The 26,103-nt window shown below is 69.6% G+C and carries 20 protein-coding genes and 1 pseudogene; 9 read left to right on the forward strand and 12 right to left on the reverse strand.

Annotated features, from left to right (window positions below):
* Positions 1 to 29 precede the first annotated feature (29 nt).
* The 7 genes and pseudogenes from JOF43_RS01615 to chvE all read right to left on the reverse strand — a co-directional run bounded on the left by JOF43_RS01615 (position 30) and on the right by chvE (position 8,281).
* Positions 30 to 884 (reverse strand): carbohydrate ABC transporter permease, encoded by an 855-nt coding sequence (locus JOF43_RS01615; protein ID WP_209898175.1) that lies wholly within the window; start codon positions 882 to 884, stop codon positions 30 to 32.
* Positions 881 to 1,915, reverse strand: coding sequence for a carbohydrate ABC transporter permease (locus JOF43_RS01620; protein WP_342592058.1), 1,035 nt, complete (start codon positions 1,913 to 1,915; stop codon positions 881 to 883). Before JOF43_RS01620 ends, JOF43_RS01615 begins: the two co-directional genes overlap by 4 nt.
* Positions 1,912 to 3,165, reverse strand: coding sequence for an extracellular solute-binding protein (locus tag JOF43_RS01625; RefSeq protein ID WP_209898177.1), 1,254 nt, complete (start codon positions 3,163 to 3,165; stop codon positions 1,912 to 1,914). Before JOF43_RS01625 ends, JOF43_RS01620 begins: the two co-directional genes overlap by 4 nt.
* Before the next feature lie 254 nt (positions 3,166 to 3,419).
* Positions 3,420 to 4,133 (reverse strand): annotated as a pseudogene (locus JOF43_RS01630) (carbohydrate ABC transporter permease); the annotation flags it as partial.
* A 190-nt stretch (positions 4,134 to 4,323) separates the two neighbouring features.
* The gene (gene mmsB / locus JOF43_RS01635; RefSeq protein WP_209898179.1) at positions 4,324 to 5,505 is read right to left on the reverse strand and encodes a multiple monosaccharide ABC transporter permease; all 1,182 of its coding nucleotides are present in this window, start codon (positions 5,503 to 5,505) and stop codon (positions 4,324 to 4,326) included.
* 9 nt (positions 5,506 to 5,514) lie between these two features.
* Positions 5,515 to 7,056, reverse strand: a complete 1,542-nt coding sequence (mmsA, locus tag JOF43_RS01640; RefSeq protein ID WP_209898181.1) for a multiple monosaccharide ABC transporter ATP-binding protein — start codon at positions 7,054 to 7,056, stop codon at positions 5,515 to 5,517.
* Between the two features lie 73 nt (positions 7,057 to 7,129).
* The gene (chvE, locus tag JOF43_RS01645) at positions 7,130 to 8,281 is read right to left on the reverse strand and encodes a multiple monosaccharide ABC transporter substrate-binding protein (RefSeq protein WP_209898183.1); all 1,152 of its coding nucleotides are present in this window, start codon (positions 8,279 to 8,281) and stop codon (positions 7,130 to 7,132) included.
* Positions 8,282 to 8,619: 338 nt separating this feature from the next.
* Here chvE and JOF43_RS01650 point away from each other — a divergent pair, with 338 nt between their 5' ends.
* The 5 genes from JOF43_RS01650 to araA all read left to right on the forward strand — a co-directional run bounded on the left by JOF43_RS01650 (position 8,620) and on the right by araA (position 16,010).
* Positions 8,620 to 9,645: a LacI family DNA-binding transcriptional regulator gene (locus tag JOF43_RS01650; RefSeq protein ID WP_245353985.1), complete on the forward strand. Its 1,026-nt coding sequence runs from the start codon at positions 8,620 to 8,622 to the stop codon at positions 9,643 to 9,645.
* A 295-nt stretch (positions 9,646 to 9,940) separates the two neighbouring features.
* Entirely contained in the window at positions 9,941 to 11,581 is a 1,641-nt protein-coding gene (locus JOF43_RS01655; RefSeq protein ID WP_209898185.1) for a xylulokinase, read from the forward strand.
* A 634-nt stretch (positions 11,582 to 12,215) separates the two neighbouring features.
* Complete coding sequence (locus JOF43_RS01660) at positions 12,216 to 13,646, forward strand: sugar porter family MFS transporter (RefSeq protein WP_209898187.1); 1,431 nt, start codon at positions 12,216 to 12,218, stop codon at positions 13,644 to 13,646.
* Positions 13,647 to 13,706: 60 nt separating this feature from the next.
* Positions 13,707 to 14,471: an L-ribulose-5-phosphate 4-epimerase gene (locus JOF43_RS01665; protein WP_209898189.1), complete on the forward strand. Its 765-nt coding sequence runs from the start codon at positions 13,707 to 13,709 to the stop codon at positions 14,469 to 14,471.
* Between the two features lie 30 nt (positions 14,472 to 14,501).
* Positions 14,502 to 16,010, forward strand: coding sequence for an L-arabinose isomerase (gene araA, locus JOF43_RS01670; protein WP_209898191.1), 1,509 nt, complete (start codon positions 14,502 to 14,504; stop codon positions 16,008 to 16,010).
* Between the two features lie 76 nt (positions 16,011 to 16,086).
* Here the strand turns inward: araA and JOF43_RS01675 are convergent, their stop codons facing one another.
* Positions 16,087 to 16,860, reverse strand: coding sequence for a sugar phosphate isomerase/epimerase family protein (locus tag JOF43_RS01675; RefSeq protein WP_209898193.1), 774 nt, complete (start codon positions 16,858 to 16,860; stop codon positions 16,087 to 16,089).
* 319 nt (positions 16,861 to 17,179) lie between these two features.
* Here JOF43_RS01675 and JOF43_RS01680 point away from each other — a divergent pair, with 319 nt between their 5' ends.
* From JOF43_RS01680 to JOF43_RS01695, 4 genes are read left to right on the forward strand one after another with little or no spacing between them, the layout of a single operon-like run.
* Positions 17,180 to 18,484: an extracellular solute-binding protein gene (locus JOF43_RS01680; RefSeq protein WP_209898195.1), complete on the forward strand. Its 1,305-nt coding sequence runs from the start codon at positions 17,180 to 17,182 to the stop codon at positions 18,482 to 18,484.
* Positions 18,485 to 18,488: 4 nt separating this feature from the next.
* On the forward strand, positions 18,489 to 19,439 hold the full coding sequence (locus tag JOF43_RS01685) for a carbohydrate ABC transporter permease (protein WP_209898197.1): 951 nt from the start codon (positions 18,489 to 18,491) through the stop codon (positions 19,437 to 19,439).
* The gene (locus tag JOF43_RS01690; RefSeq protein WP_209898199.1) at positions 19,429 to 20,358 is read left to right on the forward strand and encodes a carbohydrate ABC transporter permease; all 930 of its coding nucleotides are present in this window, start codon (positions 19,429 to 19,431) and stop codon (positions 20,356 to 20,358) included. The genes JOF43_RS01685 and JOF43_RS01690 overlap by 11 nt, the downstream gene beginning before the upstream one ends.
* Positions 20,355 to 21,017 carry a hypothetical protein gene (locus JOF43_RS01695; RefSeq protein ID WP_209898201.1) on the forward strand — a complete coding sequence of 221 codons (663 nt, stop codon included), beginning with the start codon at positions 20,355 to 20,357 and terminating at the stop codon, positions 21,015 to 21,017. Before JOF43_RS01690 ends, JOF43_RS01695 begins: the two co-directional genes overlap by 4 nt.
* 134 nt (positions 21,018 to 21,151) lie before the next feature.
* Here the strand turns inward: JOF43_RS01695 and JOF43_RS01700 are convergent, their stop codons facing one another.
* From JOF43_RS01700 to JOF43_RS01715, 4 genes are all read right to left on the reverse strand, one after another.
* A complete protein-coding gene (locus tag JOF43_RS01700; RefSeq protein ID WP_209898203.1) occupies positions 21,152 to 22,600 on the reverse strand; it encodes a BNR-4 repeat-containing protein in 1,449 nt (482 codons plus the stop codon).
* A gap of 5 nt (positions 22,601 to 22,605) precedes the next feature.
* Positions 22,606 to 23,604 carry an alpha/beta hydrolase gene (locus JOF43_RS01705; protein WP_209898205.1) on the reverse strand — a complete coding sequence of 333 codons (999 nt, stop codon included), beginning with the start codon at positions 23,602 to 23,604 and terminating at the stop codon, positions 22,606 to 22,608.
* 157 nt (positions 23,605 to 23,761) lie between these two features.
* A complete protein-coding gene (locus JOF43_RS01710; protein WP_209898207.1) occupies positions 23,762 to 25,087 on the reverse strand; it encodes an MFS transporter in 1,326 nt (441 codons plus the stop codon).
* 140 nt (positions 25,088 to 25,227) lie between these two features.
* On the reverse strand, positions 25,228 to 25,641 hold the full coding sequence (locus tag JOF43_RS01715; RefSeq protein WP_342592059.1) for an L-rhamnose mutarotase: 414 nt from the start codon (positions 25,639 to 25,641) through the stop codon (positions 25,228 to 25,230).
* Between the last annotated feature and the right edge of the window lie 462 nt (positions 25,642 to 26,103).

Raw genomic sequence — 26,103 nt, forward strand, 5'->3', positions numbered from 1 at the left:
CTGCCCGTCAGCCGCTCCCCCGGCCCCGCTCATCCCTTCAGGCCCGTCGCCGAGATGCCGGCCACCAGGTAGCGCTGCAGCACGAAGAACACCAGCAGCACCGGGATCAGGCTGATGGTGGCCGCCATGAACAAGCCGCCGTAGTCGAAGGTCTGGGCGGTCAGGAAGGAGGAAAGGTAGATCTGCACCGTCATCGCGTTCTGCCCGTCGCCCGCGACCACCAGCGGCCACAGGAACGCGTTCCAGGAGCCGATCAGTCCCAGCACCGTCAGCGCCGAGGCGAAAGGCAGGGTGTTGGGGAAGACGATCCGGAAGAAGGTGCGGAAGAACCCTGCCCCGTCGAGGTAGGCGGCCTCCTCGATCTCCCGCGGGAAGTTCACGTAGAACTGCCGGAACAGGAACACGTTGAAGGCGCTGAACAGCCCGGGGACGATCAGGCCCTGCAGGGTGCCGATCCAGCCGAGCGAGGCGACGATGATGAAGTTCGGCACGAACGCCGTCGGGGCCGGCACCAGCAGCACCACGATCACCAGGATGAACATCGGCTTCGCGGCCCGGCTCGGGATCCTCACCAGCGCGTAGCCGGCCAATGAGGCGATGAGGATCGACAGCGAGGTCGACACGACCGCCATGATCGCGGAGTTCTGCAGCGCCTCGAGGAACTTCGGATCCGTCAGCAGCTGCGGGATCCGCGCCCACTGCGGGTCGCTGGGCCAGAAGACGAACTCCTGCGAGTAGATCTCGTCATTGGTGGACAGGGCCGTCTTGATCATCGCGTAGAACGGCACCAGGAACACCAGTGCCAGGGCCGAGGCGACCACGTAGCGCACCACCAGGGAGACGCTGCCGCGGTTCTGGCCGACGATGTTGAGCTGGGCGGTCATCGCTGCGTCTCCTGTCCGCCGGCCGATGCGGGCCGACGCGTCTTCGCGCGCAGGAACCGGAAGGGCCCTCGGCGCGGGTTGTCGTCGTTGGACCCGAAGCCCATCAGGTAGGTCTGCAGGAGCCCGGCGATGACCATGATGGCGGTCAGCACCAGGGCGCCGGCCGAGCCGGTGCCGAAGTCCTGCTGGGGGCCGAGGGCGATGTTGTAGAGGTAGACCAGCGGGGGTCTGGTCTCGGGATTGTTCCCGGTGAGGTTGTAGAACTCGTCGAAGGCCTGGAAAGCGGCGATGAGCTGGAGCAGCAGCACGGCCGCGGAGGTGGTGCGCAGCTGCGGCAGGGTGATCATGCGGAACATGCGGAAGCCGCCGGGATTCAGCCCGTCGACCGCGGCCGCCTCGTACATCTGGGTCGGGATCGCCTGCAGGCCCGCCAGGAACAGCAGCATGTAGAACCCGACCTGCAGCCACAGCCGCACCGACACCAGCACGATCCACCAGTACGGAGAGGACGACAGCCAGCTCGCGATGGAGTCGACCCCGACCATCCCGAGCAGGGTGTTGACGACTCCCGACTCGAGGCCGTTGAACAGCGACAACCTCCAGACGACGCAGGCGACGACGTAACTGCACGCCGTGGGCAGGAAGAAGACGGAGCGGTAGAAGGTCTGGAAGCGGGGCAGGCCGTTGACCAGCACCGCGAGCCCTAGCGACGAGGCCATCGTCACCGGGACGATGAACAGCGCGAAGATGATGAAGGTGCGCAGGGACTGCAGGAACGCGGTATCGACGAGGAAGTTGGTGAAGTTGTCCAGGCCGACGAACTTCGTGGGCAGCACCGTGCCGCGTGCCTCGAACAGGCTGAGCGTCCCGCCCCACAGCAGCGGCAGGATCGTGAAGATGCACAGTCCCACCAGGAACGGGGTGAAGAACAGCCAGAACGCCAGGGCGTTGCCCTTGATCCTGGTGGGGCCGCTGCGCTCCGTCGCCGTGTCCGCGTCGGCGCCGGTGCGCGCGCGGGTCGGCGCGCTCACGACCCGATCGCCCGGTTGCTGGCCTTCTCGGCCGCCGCGAGCTCCTCCGCCGGATCGGCGCCGTTCTTGAGCACGTTGCTGATCGCGTCCGCGTGCGGGGTGCTGATCTCACCGGTCCACTCCGGCGGACCGGTCACGCCCATCTCCTTGGCCATGGTGGCGATCTCGAGTCCGTTGCCGTCCTTGAGCGCCTCGGCCTCGTCCGCCACGGCGGTCAGCGGCGGGATGTGGAAGCCGTAGTTCAGCGCCCAGTCGGTCTGGTGCTCGGTCTGGTCGACCCAGAGCCACTTCGCGAACGCCTTGGCCGCGTCGGTCTTCTGACTGTTGCCGCCGACCTGCTGGTTCCAGGTGCCCATGAAGGCGACCTGGCGGCCGTCGGCGCCGACGGCGGGGTGCGAGAAGACGCCGATGTCGTCGAGGGAGCTCTCGAGGACGGGCAGCGCCCAGCAGCCGCCCCAGGTGATGGCGGAGAGCCCGGCCCCGAAGGCCGCGGGATCCGCCCAGTCCGACGGGGCGCCGGTCAGCAGCACCTCGTCGGCGATCATCTGCTGGATCGCGCCGAGCCCCTCGACGTACCCGGGGGTGTTGTAGGCGACGGCGTCGCGGGCGTCGTTCAACGGGGTGCCGCCGGCGGCCCAGACCATCGCCCAGCAGCTGGCGTCGAAGTTGTTGCCGAGGAACAACCCCTTCTGGTCGGGCGTGGTCAGCTCGGTGGCCGCGGCGACGAGGTCGTCGAAGGTCTCCGGGGGCTCGATGCCGGCCTTCTCGAACAGGCTCTTGCGGTAGTAGAAGTGCTGCGGATCCAGGATCATCGGAATGCCCCAGATCTTCTCGCCGATGGTCACCGGCCCCAGGGCAGCCTCGTTGAACTGGTCCTTGACCGGATCGACGATGTCGGTGAGCTCGACGTAACGGCCCTGCTCGGCCTGGTCCACGTTGATCGTGTTGTTCTCGAAGACGTCCACTCCCCCGCCGGACAGCAGTGCCGTGGACAGACGCGCCGCGTAGTCGCCGGTGACCCAGTTGACCTTCACCGTGGCGTCCTCGTAGGCCGCGGCGTACTCGGTGGCCGCCTCCTTGGTGCCGTCCTCCCCGTACTGGTGGTACCACTGCGAGAGGGTCTCTCCCCCGCCTCCGGAGTCGGTGAGGCCGCCGGTGTTGCCACCGCAGGCGGTGAGCCCGGCACCGGCGAGGGTCATCCCGCCGAGACCGAGAGCCGTGCGTCGTGAGAACTGCTTCCGTGCGGACATGGTGATCTCCTTCGATGCGCCGCTGCAGCGCGGCATTGCGCTGCACCCGCGAGTCTAACGTGGGAATTCGTGGCGACCGTCACGGCTGTGCATCGTTTGGCCGGAGGGCTCGGAGGCTCTGCCACTGAACGGCCGGGCCGACGGACTCCACGCAGTGCGCGTCGGCGGCGACGGACGCCGCGGAATGCACGTCGGCAACGACAGGCACCGGCGTGGCCGCCGACAGCGGGGCGCCTCCTGGCGCGAGGAACTGATCAGGTCCCGGTGATGCCGGTGGTGGCGACGCTCTTGATGATCTGGCGCTGGAAGAACATGAACACCACGATCAGGGGCAGGGCCGCCAGTACGGCCTGGGCCATCTGCTGGGCGTACTGGATGCCGTAGGCGCTCATCACCGTCTGCAGACCCGTCGGCAGCGTCATGAGGCTCGAGTCGTTGATGACGATGAAGGGCCACAGGAAGTTGTTCCAGGCGCCGATGAACACGAAGATCGCGACCGCCCCGAGGATCGGCCGGGACAACGGCAGCACGATGCTCCGGAAGATGCGGAACCGGCTCGCGCCGTCCATCAGCGCGGCCTCCTCGAGCTCGAAGGGGATCTGGTCGAAGAACTTCTTGAGGATGAACACCATCGGGGCCGCGACCACCTGCGGCAGGATGATGCCCCAGTACGTGTCCACCAGGTTCAGCGACAGCATCAGCTGGAACAGCGGCACGATGAGGATCTGGGCGGGGATCATGATCGAGGCGATGATCAGGACGATGACCATCTGGCGGCCCACGAACCTGAGCCGCGAGAGCGCGTACCCTGCCAACGCCGAGATCGTCACCGTGATCAGGGTGACCGCCGCCGAGGTGAGGAAGCTGTTCCACGCCCAGCGCGGCACGAGGCCTTCTGTGAGCACGTTGACGTACGCCTGGATCGTGAAGCCGTCCTCGGGCACGAGCGTGATCGGCGGCCCGGCGGCCGATGCGGCGCGTGCCCTGCATCACAGGGCCCACTTTACATCGTTGTAGGTTGTGGCACAACGACCGCGCACGGCACGTCGCGAGGGTCGCGGAGCGGGCGTGACCTGCACGAACACCATTGGCGCCCCGTGCACCCTTCCCGGGGTGCGCGGGGCGCCATGGCGAGGCGCCCACCCGGCCGCAGCTCGCTCAGGAGCCGCTCGTCGAGCGCTTCTTGTTCCAGACGTCGAAGGCGACGGCCACCAGCAGCACGACGCCGCGCACCACCGACTGCGTGGACTGGTCGATGCCCATGATCTGCATGCCGTTGGACATGACCGCCATGATCAGGCCGCCGATGATCGCGCCTTGCACCTTGCCGATGCCGCCGGTCACCGCTGCGCCGCCGATGAAGGCGGCCGCGATCGCGTCGAGCTCGAACATGTTGCCCGCCCCCGGCTGGGCGCTGTTGGACCGCGCCGAGTAGACGATGCCCGCGACCGCGGAGAGCAGGCCCATGTTCACGAACAGCCACATGTTCACGCGTCGTGTCTTCACGCCTGACAGCTCCGCGGCCTGGAGATTCCCGCCCATGGCGTAGATGTGCCGGCCGAAGATGGTGCGCTGGCTGATGAAGCCGTAGATGAGGATCAGAGCGGCCAGCAGGATCAGCACCACCGGCAGCCCGCGGGAGTGCGCGAGCTGCCAGGCGAAGGCCATGACCACCACGGCCACGAGGGCGTTCTTCAGCCAGAACAGGAAGTACGACTCGACCGGTTGCTTGTACCTCAGCTTCGCGAGGCGGCTGCGGTACTGCTGGATCGCGAAGACGACCACCAGTGCCGCCGCCAGGAACAGGGTGAAGGCGTCGAAGCCGTATCCGCCCATCAGCCCGTTGAGGAAGCCGCCGGAGATGTACTGGTACTCCGGCGGGAACGGCGAGAGGGAGACGCTGCCCAGGACCTGCAGGGTCATGCCGCGGAAGATGAGCATGCCCGCGAGGGTCACGATGAAGGCGGGGATGCCGACATAGGCGACCCAGAAGCCCTGCCACAGCCCCACCAGCACACCGGTGCCGAGCGCGGCCAGCACGCCCACCCACCAGGGCAGGCCGTGGCCGATGACCACGACCGCAGCGACGCCGCCGGTCAGGGCGACCACCGAACCCACCGACAGGTCGATGTGCCCGGCCACGATGATCAGCACCATGCCGATCGCGAGGATCAGGATGTAGGAGTACTGCAGCACCAGGTTGGTCAGGTTGCCCGGACTCAGCAGGGCGCCGCCCGTGAGGATCGTGAACAGTACGACGATGAACACGAAGGCGATGTAGATGCCGCTCTGACGCAGATTGCGCGTCAGCAGTTCCTTGATGTCAGAAGTTCCGGCCATGAGGCGCGCTCACTCCCTCTCCATGGTCATGAGCTCCATGAGGCGCTCCTGCGTGGCGTCCTGCGAGGTCACCTCACCGGTGATCCGCCCCGCGGACAGTGTGTAGATGCGATCGGCCAGCCCCATCACCTCGGGCAGCTCCGAGGAGATGACGATGATGGCCTTGCCCGCCTCGGCGAGCTCGTTGATGATCGAGTAGATCTCGAACTTGGCACCGACGTCGACGCCGCGGGTGGGCTCGTCCAGGATCAGCAGTTCCGGTTCGGTGAACAGCCACTTGCTGAGCACCACCTTCTGCTGGTTGCCGCCGGAGAGCTTGCCGACCTGCGCCATGACCGTGGGGGTCTTGATGTTCAGCGAGGAGCGGTAGCGCTCGGCGACCGCGATCTCCTCGTTGCCGTTGATCCAGGCTCCGGTGGTGACCTTCTTCAACGCGGCGGCGGTGACGTTGGTGCGGATGTCCTGGATCAGGTTGAGCCCGAACCGCTTGCGGTCCTCGGAGACGTAGGCGATGCCGGCGTCGATGGCGTCGGCGACCGTGCGCAGCCGGACCGGCCGGCCGTGGATGTAGGCGGAGCCGGAGATGTCCTGGCCGTAGGACTCCCCGAAGACACTCATGGCCAGCTCGGTGCGTCCGGCGCCCATCAGCCCCGCGATGCCGACCACCTCGCCGGCACGGACGTTCAGCGCCGCCCCGTCGACCACGGTGCGACCGGCCTGGGTGGGGTGGCCGACGTGCCAGTCCTCGATCCGGAGGATCTCCTCGCCGATCTCGGCGTGACGCTCCGGGTAGAGGTTGTCGATGTCGCGGCCGACCATCCCCTTGATGACGCGTGGGACGAGACCGGGACGCTGGTCCGGGGGCACGTCCATGTCGAGGGTCTCGATGGTCGAACCGTCGCGGATGACGGTGGTGGCGTCGGCGACGGAGGCGATCTCCCCCAGCTTGTGGGAAATGATGATGCTGGTGACGCCCTCGTCGCGCAGACCGCGGATGAGGCCGAGGAGATGCTCGGAGTCGTCGTCGTTCAGCGCCGCGGTGGGCTCGTCGAGGATCAGCAGCGTCACGTTCTTCGACAGCGCCTTGGCGATCTCGACCAGCTGCTGCTTGCCCACGCCCAGCTGCCCGACGGGTGTCACGGGCTTCTCCTGCAGGCCCACGCGCTCCAGCAGCTCGGCGGCCCGGGCGTTGGTCTCGTGCCAGCTGATCACGCCGCCGCGGGCCTGCTCGTTGCCGAGGAAGATGTTCTCGGCGATGGAGAGGTGGGGCACCAGGGCGAGCTCCTGGTGGATGATCACGATGCCCTCGGCCTCGGAGTCGTTGATGGTCGAGAAGCTGACCGGACGGCCGCGGAAGTGGATCTCGCCCTCGTAGGAGCCGGCCGGCTCGACGCCGGAGAGCACCTTCATGAGCGTGGACTTGCCGGCACCGTTCTCGCCGCAGATGGCGTGGATCGCCCCCTCGTCGACCGTCAAGGACACGTCCTTGAGGGCCGTGACGCCGGGGAACCGTTTGGTGATGGACCGCATCTCGAGGATGTGATCGGTCAAGAGGCCCTCCTTCGGGCAGGAGGTCCCGGCGCGCGCGGTGGCGCCGCCGGGACCTCGTCGGATACGGGACGGCTCAGAGCTGCCCGGACTCGACCTGCTCCTCGGTGTAGTACCCGGATTCGACGAGGATCTTCTCGTAGTTCCCCTCGAGGACCATCGTCACCTCGAGGAGGTAGGACGGCACGACCTTCACGCCGTTGTCGTAGGTCTCGGTGTCGTTGGCCTCGGGCTCCTCGCCCTTGAGGATCGACTCCGCGGAGACGATGGCCTGCTCGGCGAGGTCGCGGGTGTCCTTGAAGATCGTCGAGGACTGGATGCCGTCGGCGATCAGCTTGATCGAGGCGATCTCGGCGTCCTGGCCGGTGACCACCGGCAGCCCCTCCTCGAGGGTGGGACCGAGGCCCGCGTTCTGCATCGCGTTGATGATGCCGCGGGAGAGAGGATCCGCAGGGGCCAGCACCCCGGCGAGCTCCTCGCCGCCGTTGTAGTGCGTGGTCAGCAGGTTCTCCATCCGCTTCTGGGCAGTCTCCTGCTCCCAGCGCTGCGTGGCGGCCTGCTCGATGTCCACCTGTTTCGAGGGAACCACGAGGGTGCCCTCGTCGAAGTAGGGCTGAAGGGTCTCGAGCGCGCCCTTCCAGAACAGGTGCGCGTTGTTGTCGTCCAGTGACCCGGCGAACAGCTCCACGTTCAGCGGATTCTCGGGGGCGTCGTCGGCCGGCTCGAACTCCGCATCCAGCAGACCGAGCCCGTACAGCAGGGCGTTGGCCTGGTTGACGCCCACCTTGTAATTGTCGAAGGTGACGTAGAAGTCGACGTTCTCGCTGTCGGTGAGCAGACGGTCGTAGGCGATCACCGGAATGCCCTGGGAAGCGGCGTTGTCGAGCTGCGCCGAGAGGGACGCCCCGTCGATCGAGGCGATCAGCAGGGCGGACACGCCGCTGTTGATCATCTGGTCGATCTGCTGCTGCTGGGTGGGGATGTCGTCCTGGGCGTACTGCATGTCGACCTTGTAGCCCTTGTCCTCCAGCCCCTTCTTGATGTTGGCACCGTCGGCGACCCACCGCTCGTAGGTCTCCGTCGGCATCGCGACGCCGACGGTCTGATCGCTGGGTTCCGCCTCGGTGTCCGGACCGGTGGAACCGGCCCCTTCGCCGCCGCATGCCGCCAGGCCGAGGGCGGCCGCCGCGGCCGACGTCCCCAGCAAGAAGCTTCTCCGGTTGTGCATGGTGTCTCCTCCTCGACATCGCCATCTGCCGCCCGGAACAGGAGCGTCCGGTCCTGCGTCCCGCACCGGCCTCGCGGGCGGCACCTGCGCCGTCCGGGGGTGCCGACGGTGCGTCGGCGGGGATGGCCGGGCCGGGGATGGACCCGTGCCCGGTGGTCCGCACGCCGCCTGTGGCGTGGAACGCCTCGAATGCTAACGTTCACATTCACGCAGGTGTCAACGGAATCGCTGGGCGCGAGGGTCACAAGTTGGCAACGACTTACCACTGGTCACTTCGGAACTGCCGTGCGACCTGCTGTAAAACGGTTGCATCGGTCACGCCCTCGGAAGGAGCAGGCATGGACGCCCCGATACGCCGGCCCTCCATGGCCGATGTGGCCGCGCGTGCCGGCGTCTCGTACCAGACCGTCTCCCGCGTCCTGAACGAACCGCAGATCGTCCGTCCGGCGACCCGCGAGCGCGTGCTCGAGGCGATCGCCGCGCTCGGGTACACCCGCAACCGGGCGGCCCGCGCCCTGAAGACCACCCGTTCCTCGCTGATCGGCATGCTCACCGACGGCTCTTCGCTGTTCGGCCCGGCGGAGACGACCACCGCGATCGAGTCCGCCGCCCGCGAGGCCGGCTACTCCGTGCTGCTGACCACGGTCGACGCACACGAGGACGGCGCCCGGGAGATCGGCTCGGAGCTCCTGGGCTCCGGGGCCGACGGGATCCTCGTGGTCGCGGCGCACGAGGGGATGGTGCCGGCGGTCGCGACCGCCGCCCGCTCCACCCCGGTCATCGCCGTCTCGGCGCAGGCTCCGAAGGTGCCCGGCGTCGAGGTGGTGGGCGTGGACCAGCAGCTCGGGGCCCGGCAGATCGTCGAACACCTCGTGCGCACCGGAGCCCGCTCGATCGTCCACCTGTGCGGGCCGCAGGACTGGTTCGATGCCCGCGCACGCCTGGACGGCTTCCGGCAGGCTGCCGGGGGCCTCGGCCTCGAGGCCACCGTCGCAGGCCCGGGTGACTGGACCCCGCGGACCGGCTACGAGCTGACGAACGCCCTGGTGGCCGAGGGTACGCTGCCGGAAGCGATCTTCGCGGCGAACGACATGATGGCGATCGGGGTGCTGCACGCCCTGGACGCCCATGGCCTGCGGGTGCCCGAGGACGTCGCCGTGGCCGGCTTCGACAACACCGTCGGCGCGGAGTTCCTGATCCCGTCACTGACCACGGTCTCGCAGCCCTTCGCCGAGCTGGGTCGCCTGGCCCTCGAGCGCCTGCTGTGCCTGCTCGAGGGGCGCGAGGTCCCCTCCGACACCCCGCACACCCTGCCGCCGCGCCTGGTCGCGCGCCGCTCCACCCGGCCCGAGCGGACGCACTGACTGCGTCCGCGCCAGGACCGCCGGCCCCTCGGCACCTTCGGCACTCTCGGCTCCCTCAGCACCCTCGGCACCCTCGGTGGCCGACCTCGACGGTGCGGGCGGGCGCAGCGGAGCTCCGCCCGCCACCCCCTCCCGCCGGGCATTGCCACCTCAGGACCGATCCTGCGCGAGACATCGGTCCTGGCGCGGCAATGCGCGGCACCAACCCAGGGGTCCACGGCTATGCGCGGCCCGATCGTCGGGCCACGGCAATGTGAACGTTGACATCATCTGATCGGGCTGGTCTCATGGACCCATGACGCACGATGCCGTGTCTTCAGCAGACCACACCAGCCCCGATGTCGCCGCCTTTCTGCGGGACGGACGCGCGCACCTCGGCCTCGAGCTGGGCTCGACCCGGATCAAGGCGGCCCTCGTCGACGACGCCGGCGCGGTGCTCGGGACCGGCTCGCACGCCTGGGAGAACGAGTTCGCCGAGGACAACTGGACCTACTCGCTCGAAGCGGCGTGGGACGGGATCCGCGACTGCTACGCCGACCTCGTGCGCGACGTGCGCGAGCGCCACCACGTGGAGCTCACGCAGCTGGCCAGCATCGGCATCTCCGCGATGATGCACGGCTATCTCGCCCTCGACGCCGACGGCGAGCAGCTGACGCCCTTCCGCACCTGGCGCAACACCTACACGGCCGATGCCGCCGCCCTGCTCAGCCGCACCTTCGGCCTCAACATCCCGCTGCGCTGGAGCGTCTCCCACCTGCTGCACGCGATCCTGGGCGGCGAGGAGCACGTGGGCCGGATCGACTTCCTGACCACCCTGTCCGGCTACGTCCACCGGCGCCTGACGGGGCGCCGGGTGCTCGGAGTGGGCGATGCCAGCGGCATGTTCCCGATCGCTCCCGAGGGCGACGCCTACGACCCCACGCTCCTGGCACGCTTCGCCGCGCTCGACGAGGCCGCCGACCTCCCGTGGTCCCTGGCGGAGATCCTGCCCGAGGTGCTGGTCGCCGGCCAGGACGCCGGCTCCCTGACGGCCGAGGGGGCCGCGCTGCTCGACCCCACCGGCGCCCTGCGACCCGGCGCCGTGGCCGCGCCCCCGGAGGGCGACGCCGGCACCGGCATGGTCGCCACCCAGGCGGTGGACCCGCGCACCGGCAACGTCTCGGCAGGCACCAGTGCCTTCGCGATGGTGGTCCTGGAGGGGCCGCTGTCCGGGCCGCGCGAGGAGATCGATCTGGTCACCACGCCGTCCGGGGACCCGGTGGCGATGATCCACACCAACAACTGCACCACCGACCTGGACGCCTGGCTGGGCCTCTTCTCCCGCTTCGCCGAGCTCATCGGACGGCCCGTCGACGCGGAGGAGCTCTACGGCGCCCTGTTCGGCGCGGGCGCGGAGGGCGAGTCCGACGCCGGCGGTGTGCTGAGCTACAACTACGTCTCCGGAGAGCATCAGACGGGCGTGCCCTCGGGCCGTCCACTGCTGGTGCGCGAGCAGGAGGCCCGCTTCACGCTCGAGAACTTCATGCGCTCCCAGCTCTACGGCGCCTTCGGGGCGCTCGCTGTGGGCATGGAAGCCCTGCTGAAGGACGAGGGCGTCCAGCTCGACGTGATGTACGCCCATGGCGGCATCTTCCGCACGAAGGGCGTGGCCCAGCAGGTGCTGGCCGACGCTCTCGCCACCCCCGTCGCCGTCGGCGAGTCCGCCGGCGAGGGCGGCGCCTGGGGCATGGCGCTGCTGGCCGCGTACGCCTCCGGTGCGAGCGGCGACGAGAGCACGGTCTCGCTCAGCGAGTACCTCGCCCGGCAGGTCTTCGCCTCCCAGAAGCTGACCACGCTGCAGCCCGAGGAGGCCGGGATGTCAGGGCATGCGACGTGGCTGGAGGGCTACCGGGCCGGCCTGCAGGTCGAGCGCCTCGCCGGGGAAGTGCTGGGCTGAGCCGTTCTGCGCCAGGCCGACGGGCCAGGCGGCCCGGACTCGGCGGCACGGGCTCGGCCAGCGGGACCGGGTCCGTCGGGAGCTGAGCCTTCGGAGCTGCGCTCCTGGGACCCGGCCCGGCCGCGACTGTACCTGCGGAGCACGGAATCCCTCCGCTCCACCCGCACATGAGAAACGCGAGCGTCACGCACTGCCGAAATGCGTCGCAGCGTGTCGCTCACCTCCCACATATGCGCAGATCCGAACTTCATTTCTCGCACCTTCATTTTCCGCCCTTCGTCGGCGACGGCATCCTCGAGTCTGCGGCTCGAGAACCTTGCGCGCCGGCGCCTCGGGGACCGCTCCACCAGGGCCCTCCACCCGCACATCCTACCCTCGGGCGACCGTGGCTGGAACCGTTCGAGCAAAACTTCTTCCCCCGCAGGTCAGGGGCCTCGTCTGGCCTTGCGTACCGCTGCTGCCACCAGTAATGTGAACGTTGCCATCGAGGCAGGACTCGTCGACGCGGACCTGGAGGTCGCGACGGAGGTCGCACGATCCCCCTGGCGCGGAATCACGATCTGCCGGCGCCCCGGCGCGCGGAGATCACCACGGCCGGAGAGAACAATCCCTCTCCAGTCCCAAAGGAGTGGCAGTGCCTGACAAGAAGCTCTCACCGGGTTTCATCTATTTCTTCGGCGCCTTCGGAGGAATTCTCTTCGGATATGACATCGGCGTGATGACCGGTGCCCTTCCGTTCCTGATGCTCGACTGGAACATCGGTGACGACGCCGCCGCGGTCGGCTGGATCACCTCCTCGCTCATGCTGGGTGCGATCTTCGGCGGAGCCCTGTCCGGTCAGCTCTCCGACCGGGTGGGTCGACGTCGCGCGATCCTTCTGGCCGCGGCGATCTTCGCGCTCGGCTCCATCGCGCTCGGCATCACCCCGCACAGCGGCCTCGCCTACATGATCGCGATGCGCGTGTTCCTCGGCCTCGCCGTCGGTGCCGCCTCCGCGCTCGTGCCCGCCTACATGGCGGAGATGGCCCCGGCGCGGCTGCGCGGCCGGCTCTCGGGCCTGAACCAGACCATGATCGTCTCCGGAATGCTGCTGTCCTACGTCATGGCGTGGTTCCTGCAGCACCTGCCCACCACCTGGGCCTGGCGCTCCATGCTGGCGCTGGCCGCCGTGCCCGCCATCATCCTGTTCCTCGGGGTGCTGCGCCTGCCGGAGTCCCCTCGCTTCCTGATCCGCGGCGGTCGTCTCGACGAGGCCCGACGGGTGCTCGACATCATCCGCCCCGCCGGCGACGTCGAGGGCGAGATCGCCCAGATCAGCGCGGCCGCGGAGATCGAGGAGCGCGCCGCCGGCCGGACCACCTGGGCCTCGCTGCTGCACTCCCGCTACCGATACCTCGTGATCGCCGGCGTCGGCGTCGCCGCCTTCCAGCAGTTCCAGGGCGCGAATGCGATCTTCTACTACATCCCCCTGATCGTCGCCGACGCCAGCGGCTCCACCGCCGACTCCGCATTGCTGTGGCCGATCGTCCAGGGCGTCATCCTCGTGCTCGGCTCGCTGGTCTTCCTGGTGATCGCCGACCGCTTCCGCCGACGCACGCTGCTGACCGTCGGCGGAGTGGTGATGGGGCTGTCCTTCCTCATGCCGGCGCTGATCAACTCGCTGATGCCCTCGGCCAGCCCCATGCTCATCGTGCTGTTCCTGAGCATGTACGTGGCGTTCTACTCCTTCACCTGGGCGCCGCTGACCTGGGTGATCGTCGGCGAGGTGTTCCCGCTGGTGATCCGCGGCCGGGCCGCCGGAACGGCGTCCTCCTTCAACTGGATCGGCTCGTTCCTCGTCGGCCTGCTGTTCCCGATCATGACGGCCTCGATGCCGCAGCCGGTCGTGTTCGCGACCTTCGGCATCATCTGCCTGCTGGGCGTGCTCTTCGTGCGCACCTGCGTCCCGGAGACGCGGGGACGCTCCCTCGAGGACATCGAGTCCGAGGGCGCCCGACGCGCGGGCCTCGAGCTCGGCACCGATGCCGCTCCGTCCGATCCCTCGCAGCACTCCCTGTCCCGCTGAGCACCCCCGACCCGCCACCGCCCGTGATCCGCTGACCGTCCCGTCGACCCCAGGAGAATCATGACCCTCGTCCTTGCCGAACTGCCCGCCGAGGTGCAGGCGGCCGTCGCCGCCGCCCGCGAACGCGTCGCCGCCCTGCACGCCGAGCTGCCCCGCAACCAGCTGGTGGTGTGGACCGCCGGGAACGTCTCCGAGCGAGTGCGCCTGCCGGAGGGCTCGGAGGTGCCGGGCCTGCTGGTCATCAAGCCCTCCGGGGTCTCCTACGACGAGCTGTCGGCCCAGAACATGGTGGTGTGCACCCTGGACGGGCAGAAGATCGCCGACGGCACCCCCGCCTCCCTGGTCCCCTCCTCGGACACCGCCGCCCACGCCTATGTGTACGCGCATCTGGAGGAGGTGGGCGGGGTGGTGCACACGCACTCGACCTACGCGACCGCGTGGGCGGCCCGCGGTGAGGAGATCCCCTGCGTGCTGACGATGATGGGCGATGAGTTCGGCGGGCCGATCCCCGTCGGCCCCTTCGCGGTCATCGGTGACGACTCCATCGGCCGCGGCATCGTCGAGACCCTGCGCGGGTCCCGCTCCCGCGCGGTGCTGATGCAGAACCACGGCCCCTTCACCATCGGCAAGGACGCCCGCGACGCCGTGAAGGCGGCGGTGATGTGCGAGGAGGTCGCCCGCACGGTGCACGTCTCCCGCCAGCTCGGCGAACCCCTGCCGATCCCGCAGGAGCTCGTCGATTCCCTGTACGACCGCTACCAGAACGTCTACGGCCAGCACGAGAAGGCCGCCGACACCCCCGAACCGGGCACCGACGCCCGCTGACCCACCGATTCGAGAGACGAGGACCCCACCATGCGCAACCCCTTCGAGACCCGCGAGATCTGGTTCCTGACCGGCAGCCAGGGACTGTACGGCCCCGAGACGCTCGACCAGGTCGCCGAGCAGTCCCGCACCATCGCCGACGCCCTCGACGCCGCCTCCGACATCCCCGTGAGGATCCTCTGGAAGCCGGTGCTCACCGACCGCGACGCGATCCGCGAGACCGCCCTGGCCGCCAATGCGAATCCCGCCTGCGTGGGCGTCATCGCCTGGATGCACACCTTCTCCCCCGCGAAGATGTGGATCCAGGGCCTGGACGCCCTCGCCACGCCGCTGCTGCACCTGCACACGCAGGCCAACGTCGAGCTGCCCTGGTCCACGATCGACATGGACTTCATGAACCTCAACCAGGCCGCGCACGGCGACCGCGAGTTCGGATACATCGCTACCCGCCTCGGCGTGAACCGCAAGACCGTGGTCGGCCACGCGAGCGATCCGGGCGTGCAGGCCAAGGTGGGGCGCTGGGCGCGGGCCGCCACCGGCTGGGCCGAGATGCACTCGCTGAAGCTCGCCCGCTTCGGCGACAACATGCGGGGCGTGGCCGTCACCGAGGGCGACAAGACCGAGGCCGAGCTGCGCCTGGGCGTGTCCGTGAACACCTGGGGCGTGAACGACCTGGTCGAGGTCGTCGACGCCGTCGAGGAGAGCGCGATCGACGCGCTGGTCGCGGAGTACGAGGGGACCTACGAGGTCGCCGAGGAGCTCCGCACCGGCGGTGAGCGCCACGAGTCGCTGCGTTACGGCGCCCGCCAGGAGCTCGGCCTGCGCAGCTTCCTCGACGAGGGCGGCTTCGGCGCGTTCACCACGAACTTCGAGGACCTCGGCGGGCTGCGCCAGCTGCCGGGTCTGGCGGTCCAGCGACTCATGGCCGACGGCTACGGCTTCGGCGCCGAGGGTGACTGGAAGACGGCGATCCTGGTGCGGGTCGCCGCGGTGATGGGTTACGGCCTGCCCGGCGGGGCCTCTCTGATGGAGGACTACACCTACGAGCTCACCCCCGGCCAGGAGAAGATCCTGGGCGCCCACATGCTCGAGGTCTCCCCCTCGCTGACCACCGCGAAGCCGACGCTGGAGATCCATCCGTTGGGGATCGGCGACCGCGAGGACCCGGTGCGCCTGAAGTTCTCGGCCGACGCGGGCCCCGCCGTCGTGGTGGCCATGAGCGACATGCGCGAGCGATTCCGGCTCATCGCCAACGTGGTCGAGGTCGTCGAGCCCGACCAGGACCTGCCGAAGCTGCCGGTGGCCTGCGCCGTCTGGGAGCCCGCTCCCGATTTCGCGACCTCCGCCGAGTGCTGGCTGACGGCCGGCGCCGCCCACCACACGGTGATGAGCAATGCCGTGGACCTGGAGACCTGGCAGGACCTGGCCCAGATCGGCGACCTCGAGCTCGCGGTGATCGACGAGGAGACGACGGTGCGCGCCTTCGCCCAGGAGCTGCGCACGAATCAGGTGTTCTACCGCCTCGGCCAGGGCTTCTGAGCCTCCGCGGGATACCGCCCGTCCTGGCCAGCGCTGCCGGGCGGGCGGCTGTGGTCGGCTCGGCGCGGACCCCGGATCAGGCCGCGCCGGGGTCCGCCTCCCGCACGGCGGCGAGCGCGGCCGGGAGTTCTGCCGCCAGATCCTTCCAGCTGCATTCGATGGTCACGCCCTCGCGGTAGCCGCCGCGGCGCAGCGCCGCGAGGAAGTCGGAGAGGGGCCAGTCCCCCTGGCCGGGCGGGATGCGACCCGAATCGGCCACGTGCACGTGGCCGATCCGGCCGGCGAGGCGCTCGAGGACGTCGAAGGATTCTCCCTCGAGCTGGACGTGGTAGAGATCCGCGACGATCCGCACGCCCTGGATGTCGTGAGCATCGAGGAACCCGGCCGCTTCCTGCACGGAGTGGATGAGGTCGCTCTCGCCCGCGTTCAGCGGTTCGAGCACGATCTCGAGGTCCCGGGCCCACGCCGCGTCCCGCGCGATCACGAGCACCTCGGCGAATCGCGCCGAGCCCTCGGCCACCGGGATCTCCGGGCCGATCGTCCGCGCCGCGCCGCTGCCGAAGACGATCTTCGCCCCCGGCTCCGCGACGGCGGCGATCGCGTCGAGCGCGACCTCGAGATACGAGCTGACCTCGCGGATCGGCACCGAGGGGTCGGAGACCCTGAGGGTCCCGGGCACCAGGATCGCGAAGGACGGGACCCGATGGGCGGGGGCGGCGTGGACGGGCCGCCAGCGGCCGTCGTCCTCCGCGTCGACGAGCACGCCGACGATCGTGGACTCCAGATAGTCGGCTCCGGCGGCGAGGGCCGTCTCCTGCTGATCGATGGGGGCGATGACTCCGTAGGGCACGACGGCTCTTCTCCTCGGGGGCGGGTCCGCGACTGCGGTACGTCCGTGACCCACCCTACATTGGGTCGTTTCAAGAGCTCGTGCCCAGAAGTTTCCGTGTCGCGCCTCGACATCTTGCACCCGCCGTGGCAACATCGGGCAACCGCTATCCATCGCGTCGAGGCCGCCCCAGGCTCGACGCACTGAATCATCCCTCCCGACCGGAGGAGTCGTGCAGTGGAGCACGACGCCCGGCCTCGGGGACGCACCGCTCGTTCCACGGCCGCGACGCCTGCGCCACCGCGCCCGATCACCCGCGATCAGTTCAGGAGTCCCCGACATGACCCTCTCCCGTCGCACCCTGCTCACCGCCTCCGGCGCCGGGGCCGTCGGCATCGGGGCCTCCGCCTGCGGCTCCGGCGGCGCCGTCGACCCCTCCGAGTCGGTCGATCTCGACGCCGATCCCGCCACGCTGTCCGGCGAGATCGGCCTGCTCACTCCGGACTTCATCGGCGACGACCGCCTGGTGCTGGACGAGGAGGTCATCGCTCCGTTCGTCGAGCGGACCGACATCTCCGTCTCCGTGGACCAGGTCGACTGGAACAAGCTCAACGAGAAGATCTCGACCGGGATCGCCGGCGGCATCATCGCCGACCTGATCATGACCGGCGTCGGCTGGACGCAGCCCTTCGCGGAGAAGGGCATCTTCGCCGAGATCCCCGCCGACTTCATCGAGAGCCTCGGCTTCGACGAGAGCGTGCTCAGCTCCACGCAGTTCGAAGGGAAGTACTACTCGCTGCCCCAGGCGCTGGACCTGCGATTCATCGGGTACCACCCCGATCGCTTCGCCGAGCGCGGCATCACCGAGCCGCCGACGACCCTCGACGAGCTCGCCCAGGTCGCCGAGGAGCTCACGGGCGACGACGTCGTCGGGTTGGACTACCTTTCCGGCAGCGCCGGCAGCGCTCGCCAGGCCTTCGTCTTCCTGCTCTATGCCTTCGGAGGCCGGATGTTCAGCGAGGACGGCCTGGCGCCGCGGCTGCACGAAGAGCCCGGCCGCCTCGCCCTGCAGTGGATGCTCGACCTCATGTCCTCGGGCGGGATCAATTACAACCTCCGCGCCGCGGAGGGCCAGCCCTCCCCGTTCCAGCGGGACAAGGCGGCGATGTCCCTGGTCGCCACGGGCAACTGGCCGACCTGGAAGACCATGACCCCCGAGCTCTGCGAGGAGGGCGCCGTCGGGATGTTCCTCATGCCCAGCGGCGCCGGCGGGGATCCGGTGATGTTCCAGGGCGGGACCTTCCTGTCCATATCCAGCCTCTCCGAGAACAAGGATGCAGCGGGTGCCTTCATGAAACACATGCTCGAGCCGGAGATCCTCGGTATCGCGAACGCCGCGACCGGCAAGGTCCCGCCCACTCCGGAGATCCCCGAGAACCCGATGCTCGCCCGCAATCTGCTCACGAGCTTCGCGCTGGAGAACCTCCCCTACGCGGGGGCCGCCGAGGGCGGATCAGCCGCGTACATGGAGGTCCGCACCAACCTCGACGGCATCGTCGAGAGCTGTCTGACCAAGCGCTCCACGGTCACCGAGACGCTCGAGGACATGAAGTCCCTGTGCGACGACGCCATCAGCAGGCTCTGAGCCCATGACCACCGCCACCGCTCGCACCGAGACCCCCGCGGACGAAGGCCCGACCCGCCGTCGTCCCACCTCCCGCCGGCGCTCCGTCCGGACCGCCGAGCGTCGCTGGGGTCTCCTTCTCGCCGCCCCCGCCACGCTGCACACGCTGCTCTGGATCGGGGCACCGATCCTCGTGGCCATCATCCTGAGCTTCACGGCCTACGACATCATCCATCCCGCTCAGTTCATCGGGCTCCAGAACTACGCGACGATCTTCACCGACGAGCTCTTCTGGCGCTCCGTCCTGCACAACGTGATCATCGCGGCCATCGGGATCCCGATCTCGATGTTCCTCGCCCTCGTGTTCGCCGTGCTGCTCAACCGCTCCGTGCCCGGCCAGGGCATCTTCCGGGTGATGGTGTTCCTGCCCCACATCACGGCGACCGTCGCCGTCGCCATGATCTGGCTGTGGATCTACAACCCGTCCCAGAACGGGCTGATGAACATCGTGCTCGGGACGCTCGGAATCGGCCCCCTCCCCTTCCTGACCGATCCGGACCTCGCGCTCGGCGCGGTCATCCTGGTGACGATCTGGCAGGGCATCGGATTGAAGATGCTGATCTACCTGGCCGCCCTCCAAGGCCTGGACGGCCAGCTCTACGAGGCGGCGGACCTGGACGGCGCGAACTTCGTCCAGAAGTTCTTCCGCATCACCGTCCCGATGCTGCGGCCCGCCACCTTCTTCATCCTGATCACCTCGCTGATCGCGAACTTCCAGACCTTCGACCTCATCTACATCCTCACCGAGGGCGGTCCCGCGAACTCGACCTCCGTGGTCACCTACCGCATCTACCAGACGGCGTTCCAGGAGTTCCGCGTCGGCCTCGCCAATGCGCAGTCCGTCATCCTGCTGCTCATCCTGATCGTCTTCGCATTCCTGTCCCGCCGGATCGTCGGAGGCACCGATGGCGACTGAGACCCGCCCCACGACCGCTCCCCCCGCCCGGGGCGGCTCCCGGGAGAAGAGCCTGCGCTCGCAGAAGCGTACGGCGTCGACCGCGATCATGGTCTTCCTGGTCGTCTCCTCGCTGATCATGGCCACGCCGTTCCTGTGGATGGCTCTGTCCTCGATCCGTGATCCCACCGAGCTCGCGAAGGTGCCGATGCCCCTGCTGCCGCAGGATCTTCGGCTGGAGAACTACACGGACGCGCTGACCCGGGCTCCCTTCGCGATCTATGCACGCAACTCGCTGATCCTCGCCACGGCGGCGGCGCTGCTGAACGTGGCCTTCGGATCGGCCTGCGGCTATGCCCTCGCGAAGCTGCGGTTCCGCCTGGCACCGGCGATCTTCGGATGGATGGTCGCCTGCATCATGATCCCGTTCTACGCGACCGTCATCCCGGTGTTCCTCATGGTGCGCCACATGCCGCTGTTCGGAGGAAACTCGCTCCTCGGCGCCGGTGGCACCGGGTGGATCGACACCTGGTGGGCGCTGATCGTCCCCGGTGCGATCTCCCCGTTCATGGTGTTCCTGTTCCGCCAGTTCTACGTGTCCACGCCCTCGGAGCTGATCGAGGCGGCGCGCCTGGACGGGGTCAGCGAGTTCGGGATCTACACCCGCATCATCACTCCGCTCATCAAGCCGGGCCTGCTGACGGTGGCGCTGCTCAGCTTCGAGGCCGGGTGGAACAACTTCCTGTGGCCGCTGCTGGTGACCACCTCGGACAACCTGCGCGTGATCCAGGTCGGGATCTCCTCGTTCCGGCAGGAGGCCTCCACGGAGTGGCACCTGCTGATGGCCGGCACCACCATGGCGGCCGTCCCGATGATCGTGCTGTTCCTGATCTTCCAGCGGTATTTCGTGCAGGGCTTCGCGGCCTCGGGGATCAAATGACCTCGCGAACTCCTGTGGCCGCCGACGCGGTCTCCCGCGCCGAGCGGGGGGTCGGCCGGGGCGACCCCCTGAAAGCCCGCGGCATGGTCCGGCTGCTGGCGAAGCCGGCGGCGTTCCTCGCCGCGAACTGGGCGGCGATGGTCGCGATGCTCACCGTGATCGGCATCGTCCCGGCCCTGGCCGGGGCCACCCGCACCACCGGGGACCTCGCACAGTACGAGGACGAGGCCTTCACCAGCACGCTCCGGCACGTGCGCCGCACCCTCCTGCGCGACGCCCCGGTGTCCGTGATGCTGCTGCTGGTGCTCGGCGGGATCGGGGCCAACGCTCTGGTGCTGCCCCGGATGGAGGCTCCGACGCGGGTGTTCCTGGTGGGGGTGATGCTCCCTGTGGTCTGGGCGATGGTCGCGCTGCTCAGCGCGTATGTCCTGGCCGCCGCGCGGGATCAGCACGCCGAACGCACCACCATCATGCTGCGCGCCCTGGCCCTGGTCGTGCAGCGCCCCCTCTCCGCCCTCGCGGCGCCCGCACTGATCGTGGTGCTGTCACCGCTGTGGCTGCTCGCCCCGCTGACCATCGCCGTCGGGTTCAGCGTGCCGCCGTGGATTCTCGGTCGGCTGTGGGGCGAACTGACGGCCGACGATCCCGCCACCACCTGAGAGGTGGCGGCGGGCCCGACCACGGCGCGGACGGCCGGGTCGACGAGGACGGCGAGGACGGCGAGTGCCCCGAAGTCACCGGCGACGCCGAGGACGGCGACGTGGCCGGAGACGATGCCTGAGATCTCCCCTGGTCAGCGTCGCGCGACGCGCACCACGACTTCGGCGTCGTAGTCCTGCGAGGAGCTCATCGCCCCGCGGTACCAGGTCAGGACCGAGAGGTCATGCGCCCCGGGGACCGCGATCGGTCGGTAGTTGCCCACCTCGGAGTCCTCGGTCACGGGGGCCCAGGTCCAGCTGAGACCGTCGTCCTCGGTGCGCGCATGGAAGATCTCGTGGCGGGGCAGGGCCGTGCCGTCGCGCGGGTCGAGCACCGTGGAGAGCCAGAGCGCGTCGGGGTCCTCCGGGTCGAGTGTGCCCAGCCCCGTGTAGTCCTCCTCGTGCGGAAGCAGCTGCGGGCCGGCGACGGCGAGCTGATGCACGTCCCACTGCTCCGCGCCCGCGGGCAGCACGGCGCGGAAGAAGCGGTGGTCGATCGGGTCCAGGACGGACCGGTCCGTCTTCGTGCCCAGGGTGTCGTCGGCTCTCGCGGTCAGCAGCGCCACCACGGTGCCGTCCGGGAATCGCCGCAGGTCCGTGGTCCAGGCGTGGGTCATCACCGCCCCGTCCCAGGTGGACCCGTGGCCGAACACGCAGGTGAGATCCTCGGCGCGGGGCGCCTGTTCGACGAGGGAGCGCCCCAGCTCCCCCACCGTCGTCCCGTCGCTGCGATGCAGGTGGCCGTCTGCGAGGTAGCCGTGCCAGATCGAGGTGCCGTAGTCCCGCGGGTGGTGCTCGGTGATGATCAGGTCGAGGCGGTCATCGGTCCCGAACCGGTTGCCGGAGGCGTAGCGGGCGTACCCGTTGACGTACCCGATCTTCTCGCGGGTGAGCAGCCGCCCCCCGAAGGTCCAGGTGTCGCCGTCGTCGTGCGAGACCAGGTAGCAGGGGTCGTCGTTGATCGCGCGCACGAAGCAGTGCAGCACCCCGTCGAGACGGTGCAGGTTCTGGTAGGTGACGCCGCGGCCGCCGCCCAGCTCCCGTGCCTGCTCGGGGGAGTCGAACAGTCCGCGCCAGTCGACGGTGGACTCGGGCCCCCAGCGGGTCGGGTCCCCGACCTCGCTGACGCGCCAGCGCGTGCGGTCATCGCTCTTGTGGCGGCTGTAGACGGCGAGCCAGCGGCCGTCGTCGCGATGCCACAGGGCGGGATTGTCGTGGTCATCGGATTCGAGCCCGGGGTGCAGGGTGACCGTGCGGGCCGCGGGGTCGACGCCGGGCCCGGTGGCAGCGCCGGACGTGGCAGCGGGGGCGGCGCCGGGCCGCGTGGGGTCCACGCCCTGCCCCGTGGGGTCCTCGCCGAGGTGGTCGAGGTCCACGATGGTGAGGTCGACGTCGCCGCCGCGGCGGTCGCCCTCCGCTCCGGCCACGGAGGCGACCGAGCCCAGCAGCAGACGCCGGGAGCCGGGGTCCACGAGCGCGCGCTCGTCCTGGAACCAGCACCATCCGCCGTTGCTGTTCACGACGGCTGTTCGAGGATCGACCACGACCTTCAGAGCTCCTCGAGGATCGAGGCCATGCGGTCCATGGTCGCGGCCGCCTGGCTCAGGCCGACCTTGTTGAGGTGACCGTGGGTGACGCCCCGACGCACCTCGTACTCGACGTCGACGCCTGCCTCGCGCAGCTGCTCGGCGTAGCCGCGGGCGCTGCAGCGCAGGTCGTCGTACTCGTCGGCCTCGAGGTAGGTGCGCGGCAGTGAGGCCAGCTGCTCGGCGCTGCCCACGCCGGGGAAGTCGTGGGCGGTCGCCTCCTCGAGGGGCCGTCCGAGGTAGTTCTCCGCCATCACCCGCATCTTCTGCGGCGAGAAGCGCAGCATGGCGGGAAGCTCGGCGAGCGCCACGGCCTCCTCGGCGGTGGCCTGCGGGTTCAGCGGATGGCACACCGGGTACAGCAGCAGCGAGGCGGCGGGGGCGGCGCCCTCCTGGGCGAGCTGGAGGGAGGCCGACGCGGCGAGGTTCCCGCCGGCGCTCGCACCGCCGAGGGCGATCCGCGCGGAGTCGATCCCCCACGTCGCGGCCTGCTCACGGACCCATCGCACGGCAGCGTGGACGTCCAGGCGCGGGATCGGGGCGCGCACGTCGAGCACCGGGCCGGGAAAACGTCGCGCCGGGGCGCCGCCGGACGGCTCGTCGCACAGGCGGTAGTCGACCGAGACCACGACGGCCCCGGACCGACCCGCGACGCCGCGCGCGGTGCGGTCACCCTCGGGCATGTCGAGATCCCCGTGCTGGAAGGACCCGCCGTGGCACCACACCAGCGCAGGGCGGGGGGATTCGACGGGCACCGTCGGTGTCGTCGGGGTGTACACGCGCAGGGGGATCGGGCCGTGCGGACCGGGCGCCTCGGCCTCATCGATCCGCAGGTCCCAATCCTCGGCCGGGCCGTAGGGGGCGTTCCAGGCCTCCTCGGCCGCGGGGCCGGCCTCCTGCCAGGTGGTGGCCCGGCCGAGCTCGCGCAGGCGCTGCTCCATCTCGCAGGGATCCGTGGTCATGCGGGGCTCCGTTCGGTGCAGGTGTCGGGGCCGGGGACGGGCGAGGCGGGAGCGCGGGCCGACCGGGAACGACGGCAGATCGCCGGCGGAGGATCGACGGCGGCCGCGACCGGGGGAGGCGCGGGCAGGGGCCCGTCGGGCGCCCGGTGCCACGATGTCATGAGCCGACCCGCTCCCCGTAGCGCTCGACCTCGATCTGCTCGAGGCTCTTCCCGCGGGTGTCGGGCGCGCCGAGCACGCCGATCAGCGCCGCACCCACCAACAGGGCGATCATGAGCCCACCGACGACGGGCACGCCCTCGGCCGCGAGCAGGGTGGGGAAGAAGTAGCTCAGCACGCCCACGGCGATGCGGGCCACGAAGAACACCACGCCCTGGGCGCTGGCCCGATACGGGGTCGCGAACATCTCCGCGGTCCACAGGGCGTAGAAGGCCTGCGCGCCGATGCCGGCCGCGACGCCCCAGGTCACCGCGAAGAGGATCAGCAGCGGCGTGGTGACGTGGGCGAACACCAGCAGCACCCAGGCCAGGATCCCGAGCACGGCGCCGATGCCGTAGAGCAGTCGGCGGTCGAGCTTGTCCCCCAGCAGCATGAAACCGAAGTAGGTGGCGATCACGGTCATGGTCCACAGCAGCACCTGCAGCAGGTTCTGGCCGGCTGCGCTCTCCACCCCGGCGGTCTGGTAGACGCGGGGCATGAAGATGCCCATCTGGCCCGCGACGGTGTTCCACAGTGCGTAGACGCCGATGAGGAACAGCAGCGCCTTGACGTTGCGCGGGTGGGACAGCAGCTCGCGCAGCCCTCGGTGCCGGACCGGGGTGCCCTGTGCGGCGGCAGCCTCGCGGGCCTTCTTCTGCTCGGTCCAGATGCTCGATTCGGCCAGTCCGCGGCGCACCCACCAGGTGATGAAGGCGATGACGAACAGGTGGGCGAAGACGATCCGGGTGCCGAGCAGGCCCAGCGGCACCAGGGCGGTGGCGATGGCGAAGACGACGGCAGGGCCCAGCGACCAGGCCAGCTGGGCGGTGCCCACGTGGCGGGCGCGTTTGCCGTGCGGGGCCTGTTCGGCGATGTACGTCCAGGCCACGGGCACTCCGGCGCCGACGGCGATACCGGTGAGGACGACCCCGAGCAGGAGCATCCAGGCCTGCGCGGCGAAGACCACCAGGAGGGTGCCGACCATGTAGAGGATGAGGTCGTAGGTGTAGATGAACTTGCGACCGTAGCGATCCCCGAGCGGGCCGCCGATCATCGCGCCGACGGCGGCACCGAAGGCGTTCGCGGAGACGGCGGCGACCAGCCCCACCATCCAGTTCGAGAAGCCGAAATACTCCTGCCACAGGGTCAGGCTGGTGGCCAGCGCGATGATCGAGCCGGCCTCGATGTAGTTCGACATCGCCACCGCGATGGTGGCCTTCCAGCCGCGCACGGACCCGGGGCGGGGTCCGGTGGGCAGCGTCGTCTCGCGGGACCGGTAGGTCATGGGCTCTCCTTCGAGCGGGCGGAGTGGTGGACGAGGGGCGGAGTGGGCCGGGCGGGTGGCAGGTGCCAGGCCTGGCACCTGGCGGGGATCGGGCCCGGTGGGTGGCGGCCGGTGGTGGTCACGCGCAGTGGGGGCCCGAGTCAGGCCAGGTGGAAGTACTGCGGCAGCACCTGCTTCTCCTCGCCGTCGGGCGCGAAGTACTCCGCCATGGCCGCTTCCCAGCGGGGACTGATCGCGGCGCGGCCGATCGCCTCCTGGGCGGCGTCGACGTCGTCCGCTTCGAAGTAGCCCACCACCATCCCGTCCTCGGGGCGCAGGAACAGCGAGTAGTTGCGCCAGCCTGACGCGCTGAGCGCCTCGCGCATCTCCTCCCACACGTCCTGGTGGGCCCGCACGTAGTCGTCGAGCTTCTCGGGGCGCACGTGGAGGAGGAAGCAGCAGCGGTGCGGGCTGCGGGCGGACGAGGTGGCGAGCAGACGGTCGAGATCGCCCTCGGGTCCGGGGACGGGCCCGACGGGTTCCTCGTCCCCACCTGCGTGCTGCGGTGCACTCACTGGGACTCCTGATCGGGGCTGGACGCGCGGCCGTGGGTCGCGCGACATCGTGTGTCGGGGTCGCCGGAATGGTACGCGCGAGCATGAGTCGTTTCAACCGCGGGGGGCGGCAGTCCGGCCTTCGCGCAGGCAGATCATGCGGGCGGTGTGCCTGCGCCAGGGCCCCGCCCGCATGACACGTCGGAATCGCCACGCCCATTCCCCCGAAACACTCCGGAGGTGACACGTATCGAGAGCGACGCGCTTCGAGGGCGCCCCCGACGGGCCCGCCCGATGGTCACGGATCGACAGGCGCTCCCGACGAGCCGCCGACCGACTCCGCGACCGTCGACCGGGTGCCGACCTCGTGCTACGGTTGCTGTTGAGTCGTTTCAAGCAGGAGTCTCGCCCTGCAGCCCGCTGCGGCGATCGCACCGTCAGTGGCGAGGACACGACGGGCGGCGAGACCCGGTCCCGAAGGAG

It is taken from the genome of Brachybacterium sacelli (assembly GCF_017876545.1).
Lineage (GTDB): Bacteria > Actinomycetota > Actinomycetes > Actinomycetales > Dermabacteraceae > Brachybacterium > Brachybacterium sacelli.

Coding starts and splice junctions, on each gene's coding strand:
- JOF43_RS01690 (WP_209898199.1), top strand. CDS start 19,429: ATGGCGACTGAGACCCGCCCCACGACCGCTCCCCCCGCCCGGGGCGGC.
- JOF43_RS01680 (WP_209898195.1), top strand. CDS start 17,180: ATGACCCTCTCCCGTCGCACCCTGCTCACCGCCTCCGGCGCCGGGGCC.
- JOF43_RS01710 (WP_209898207.1), bottom strand. CDS start 25,087: ATGACCTACCGGTCCCGCGAGACGACGCTGCCCACCGGACCCCGCCCC.
- JOF43_RS01685 (WP_209898197.1), top strand. CDS start 18,489: ATGACCACCGCCACCGCTCGCACCGAGACCCCCGCGGACGAAGGCCCG.
- JOF43_RS01625 (WP_209898177.1), bottom strand. CDS start 3,165: ATGTCCGCACGGAAGCAGTTCTCACGACGCACGGCTCTCGGTCTCGGC.
- mmsB (WP_209898179.1), bottom strand. CDS start 5,505: ATGGCCGGAACTTCTGACATCAAGGAACTGCTGACGCGCAATCTGCGT.
- JOF43_RS01695 (WP_209898201.1), top strand. CDS start 20,355: ATGACCTCGCGAACTCCTGTGGCCGCCGACGCGGTCTCCCGCGCCGAG.
- JOF43_RS01615 (WP_209898175.1), bottom strand. CDS start 884: ATGACCGCCCAGCTCAACATCGTCGGCCAGAACCGCGGCAGCGTCTCC.
- JOF43_RS01650 (WP_245353985.1), top strand. CDS start 8,620: ATGGACGCCCCGATACGCCGGCCCTCCATGGCCGATGTGGCCGCGCGT.
- JOF43_RS01665 (WP_209898189.1), top strand. CDS start 13,707: ATGACCCTCGTCCTTGCCGAACTGCCCGCCGAGGTGCAGGCGGCCGTC.
- JOF43_RS01655 (WP_209898185.1), top strand. CDS start 9,941: ATGACGCACGATGCCGTGTCTTCAGCAGACCACACCAGCCCCGATGTC.
- araA (WP_209898191.1), top strand. CDS start 14,502: ATGCGCAACCCCTTCGAGACCCGCGAGATCTGGTTCCTGACCGGCAGC.
- JOF43_RS01705 (WP_209898205.1), bottom strand. CDS start 23,604: ATGACCACGGATCCCTGCGAGATGGAGCAGCGCCTGCGCGAGCTCGGC.
- chvE (WP_209898183.1), bottom strand. CDS start 8,281: ATGCACAACCGGAGAAGCTTCTTGCTGGGGACGTCGGCCGCGGCGGCC.